This is a genomic window from uncultured Cyclobacterium sp. (genome assembly GCF_963976465.1).
Taxonomy (GTDB): Bacteria; Bacteroidota; Bacteroidia; order Cytophagales; family Cyclobacteriaceae; genus Cyclobacterium.
Genome location: NZ_CAXBOC010000670.1, coordinates 1 through 2,273 on the forward strand (window position 1 = coordinate 1; position 2,273 = coordinate 2,273).

The window sequence follows — 2,273 nt, forward strand, 5'->3', positions numbered from 1 at the left end:
TAAACTCGCTACGGTCTTCTTTGCCATGACGTATTATTTTATTTCTTTATGAACGGTCACCTTCTTCAAGATAGGGTTGAATTTTTTAAGTTCCAACCTCTCAGTAGTGTTTTTCCTGTTCTTGGTGGTGATGTACCGAGATGTCCCGGGCATTCCACTTGTTTTATGTTCAGTGCACTCTAAAATCACCTGAACTCTATTACCTTTCTTAGCCATTTCCTGTTAATTTAATATTGGTATGAGGCAAGTCTTATTTAATAATAATCTCTCCTTTTTTCTGCGCTTCTTTCAACACAGTGCTGATTCCTTTTTTATTTATCGTCCTCAAAGCGGAAGACGACACCTTTAAAGTGATCCATGCGTCTTCTTCAGGGATATAAAAGCTCTTCTTATGCAGGTTAGGGTAAAATCTACGCTTCGTTTTATTATTGGCGTGTGATACGTTATTTCCTACCTGAGGCCTTTTTCCAGTAATGTCACAAATTTTTGCCATGATATATGTATCCAGTAATGATTGACTTTTTTCAATTGGGTTTGCAAATATCGGAAGATTATATTAAATAACAAAAGTGTACCCCATAATTATTTAATAAATCCCTGCACTCCAAGTTTTTGGTTTTGATTCATGATTCCAAAACCCTTTTGCTATATTTGTCAAATTACGGCAATTACGCAGCCAACACCTATTTAAAAAGCAAAAAAAGAGATCCAGAATGAAGGATATCAAGACAAGTCAAGAAGCAATTCAATTAGAAAATAAATTTGGAGCTCACAATTATCACCCACTACCGGTAGTACTAAGCAAAGGTGAAGGGGTTTACCTCTGGGATGTAGAAGGGAAACGGTATTATGACTTTCTTTCTGCCTACTCGGCAGTTAACCAAGGTCATTGCCATCCTAAAATAAAGGATGCACTAGTGGAACAAGCCAACAGCTTAACCCTAACATCCAGGGCTTTTTTTAACGATATTTTAGGTCCCTACGAAGAATACATTACCTCCTATTTTGGCTTCGACAAGGTTCTCCCAATGAATACCGGAGCTGAAGCTGTGGAAACAGCTATTAAGATCGCTCGAAAATGGGGATATGATAAAAAGGAAGTAGCACCTCATCAGGCAAAGATCATAGTAGCCAGTGAAAACTTCCATGGAAGAACTACAACCATTGTCTCTTTTTCTACAGATGATGATGCCCGCAATAATTTCGGACCTTACACCCCCGGCTTTATACAAATTCCTTACGATGATCTTACTGCGCTAAATGCTGCATTGGTCAACAATCCTGATGTGGTTGGTTTCTTAATTGAGCCCATTCAAGGAGAAGCCGGAGTAATTACTCCGGAACATAACTATATAAGAGAAGCAAAAAAACTTTGTGAAACTCACAATGTTTTATTAATGGCCGACGAAATACAAACAGGTATTGCGAGAACAGGGTCTTTATTAGCTGTATGTGGTGATTGCACATGCAAAGAGCATTGCGAAAAGCAAGAAAGTTACGTAGCTCCTGATATACTTATTTTAGGCAAAGCCCTTTCAGGAGGATTTTTCCCAGTTTCAGCCGTGCTTGCTAACGACCCTATTATGGAGGTCATCCATCCCGGACAGCATGGTTCTACCTTCGGAGGCAACCCATTGGGTGCAAGAGTAGCTATTGCTGCATTGGAAGTGGTGAAAGAGGAAAAGTTAGCACAAAATGCAAGACGTCTAGGTGTGCTTTTCAGAGAAAGAATGGAGAAGCTAATCTCAAAAACGGATCTGGTAAGCCTGGTTAGGGGACGAGGATTATTGAATGCAATAGTCATCAATGACCAACCGGAAAGCACTACTGCCTGGGATATTTGCGTAGGACTTAAGGAAAATGGCTTGCTCGCGAAACCCACACATGGAAATATTATCCGCTTTGCTCCTCCACTAGTGATGACTGAAGAAGAACTATATGATTGCTGTGACATCATTGAACATACTATCTTAAATTTTGAAAAACCTGCCAAATAAAAATGAAAAACCAAGCAGTAATCTTCGATATGGATGGGGTAATCTGCCACACCAACCCTTTTCACTCTGAAGCTTTTAAAGTGTTTTTTGGTAAAAGAGGCCTCACCCCTACCGAAGAGGAATTCGAAAAACACATGTATGGCAAAAGCAACAAATACATTTTCAAACATTTCTTGGGGAGAGAAATAGTCGGCGAAGAATTCATCAGTCTGGAAAACGAAAAAGAGGGGCTTTTCAGGGAGATTTATGCAGACAAAGTCATTACACTTCCCGATT

Annotated in this window: 4 protein-coding genes; 2 read left to right on the forward strand and 2 right to left on the reverse strand. The window is 39.5% G+C overall.

The window, feature by feature from the left end:
* Window positions 1–33 precede the first annotated feature (33 nt).
* Window positions 34–216 carry a 50S ribosomal protein L33 gene (gene rpmG / locus AAC037_RS23670; RefSeq protein ID WP_014020702.1) on the reverse strand — a complete coding sequence of 61 codons (183 nt, stop codon included), beginning with the start codon at window positions 214–216 and terminating at the stop codon, window positions 34–36.
* Between the two features lie 34 nt (window positions 217–250).
* Window positions 251–493, reverse strand: coding sequence for a 50S ribosomal protein L28 (gene rpmB / locus AAC037_RS23675; RefSeq protein WP_339906106.1), 243 nt, complete (start codon window positions 491–493; stop codon window positions 251–253).
* Window positions 494–713: 220 nt separating this feature from the next.
* On the opposite strand from rpmB, the gene rocD reads away from it, so the two are divergent.
* Both rocD and AAC037_RS23685 read left to right on the forward strand, forming a co-directional pair.
* Window positions 714–1,997, forward strand: coding sequence for an ornithine--oxo-acid transaminase (gene rocD / locus AAC037_RS23680; protein ID WP_339906108.1), 1,284 nt, complete (start codon window positions 714–716; stop codon window positions 1,995–1,997).
* A 2-nt stretch (window positions 1,998–1,999) separates the two neighbouring features.
* The coding region (locus tag AAC037_RS23685) for an HAD hydrolase-like protein (protein ID WP_339906109.1) at window positions 2,000–2,273 on the forward strand (274 nt) is incomplete at its 3' end.